Below are 1827 nucleotides of genomic sequence, written 5' to 3' on the forward strand. Positions count from 1 at the left end.
TAACAAAGCGTTTAAGACGGACTCCCAACGCTTGGTGGCTTTAGTTCAAAGATATGCATCAGTGTTTATGGCATAATGTCTTGAGTGCAGTGGTAGCGTTGCTCACCACTTAACGCGGCGTTATATGCCTAGTTTAAATTTGGAGAAATAATGGAAAAGTTCTATACCTTATTGGCTTCACAGTCTTGGGCTGAAATTTTAGGACTAGTGAAAACTGAACAAGTAGTATTGAAAAGCAACGGTGTAGAGTGGACACAAATATCAGGTTTACTAGAAAGTGAGTTCATAAAATACGCGCGAAATGAAAAAGACGTTTTGGTGTCAGCTTTGTGCTCTGAGTACCTAAAGCTTCAAGTCTCGGGTTACATTGGTGTTTCAAATGAAGGTTTGAATAAAATGGAGTCTATTGGTTTCGAAGCTTCGCTTGCACAAAGCGAGTCAGAGGCGAAGAATTTTTCTCGTCTATGCTCCCACAACGAGGCTGCAATAAATTATAAAGTGCCCTCGGTAAACCCCAAAGATTCACTTACAAATAGAACAGTATCCCAAAAAGCAAAATTTGCGCGAACGGACTGGTTAGTACCTCTTTTTAAGAGTGAGCAAGAACGGATTTTTAACCAAGCACTGAAAGGCGTGTTCCCTAATTTTTTTATTTACCCAAATGTCGCCGTTAGTAATTTATTCGATTTCGAAGAGATTAAAGCGTCTTTAACCACCGGTGAACGTGATTATTTCTTCAAAGCAATTATCGACTTTGTCATTTATGACCCAGTTGACTATACGCCTAAATTTTTCTTCGAAGTTGATAGTGTTTATCATGACACCGCAGAGGCTACTATTAGGGATAATAAGAAAAATAAGTTTTTTGATGTTGCTGGAATAACGCTTCATCGTGTAAGGCTTCATTCAGACTCTCTCACTCAAAAGCATGACTTTATTCGAGAAATTAGAAACATCATCGCAGAAGGCATATAACAAAGCGTTTAAGACGGATTCCCAACGCTTGGCATTTTCGGCTTACTTTGGTTTTAGTGTTTATGTCACAATGGTTTAGGTAGGGTGGTCTGCGTTGCTCACCACTTAACGCGGCGTTAGGAGTGCTCTGGAGGCATCTTCTCAAGTTGAATTTGATTAAAGCGGCTAGAGAGAAAAGGCTTCATTTCATATGAAGACACAATTGTTATTTCAAGTATCTGTTTTGTTGGTAAGATAAGTTGTTACTAAGGAAGGGACAGCTATGAAAATAAAGACAATTATATTACTTTTAGTCACTCACTTGTCTGTGGGGGCATTCGGTGTTGGTTTGGGCATTTATATGCTGCCGATTCTTATTGCACCAACATCTCCAACTGAGTCTGAAGTCACTCAATTATCTTCCCAAGCACAGTTTTCCGCGATGTTCAAAAAAGACCTCAAGGATAGTGACTCTTTTCATTGGGGTGAAGGTCAGGTAGCAGTTGGTCCAGAGTACATCACATTAACTGGAAGCCTTGCGCCCGGTCCTGATTATAAGCTGTACCTGTCAACCGAGTTTGTCGAAACTGAATCTGATTTTAATCGATTAAAAGACAGTATGGTTCGCATTGGTAATGTTAAGACTTTCGAAAACTTTGCGGTCAAAATACCGAAAGGTATCGATGTATCTAAATATAATACGGTCATTGTATGGTGTGAGACATTTGGTGAGTTTATCACGTCAGCGAAATACCAAAAATGAGCCACTCTTAGTATCAAGTTTGAAGTGCGACACTTTCTACAGGTGGGCATGAATATACTCCATTGGCATTCTATACCCAAGCCTTTTGCGTGGGCGCATGTTTAATTTAT

Annotated in this window: 2 protein-coding genes; both read left to right on the forward strand. The window is 39.7% G+C overall.

The window, feature by feature from the left end; translation table 11 throughout:
* The first annotated feature begins 207 nt into the window (after window positions 1–207).
* Complete coding sequence (locus F0249_RS19805; RefSeq protein ID WP_171757619.1) at window positions 208–975, forward strand: DUF2726 domain-containing protein; 768 nt, start codon at window positions 208–210, stop codon at window positions 973–975.
* 262 nt (window positions 976–1237) lie between these two features.
* Window positions 1238–1717: a DM13 domain-containing protein gene (locus tag F0249_RS19810; protein WP_171757620.1), complete on the forward strand. Its 480-nt coding sequence runs from the start codon at window positions 1238–1240 to the stop codon at window positions 1715–1717.
* The last annotated feature ends 110 nt before the right edge of the window (window positions 1718–1827 follow it).

Source organism: Vibrio sp. 03-59-1 (genome assembly GCF_013114135.1).
Taxonomy (GTDB): domain Bacteria; phylum Pseudomonadota; class Gammaproteobacteria; order Enterobacterales; family Vibrionaceae; genus Vibrio; species Vibrio cortegadensis.

What these genes read in the sequence shown, in the direction of transcription:
- F0249_RS19810 (WP_171757620.1), top strand. Translation starts at nt 1,238, where the DNA reads ATGAAAATAAAGACAATTATATTACTTTTAGTCACTCACTTGTCTGTG.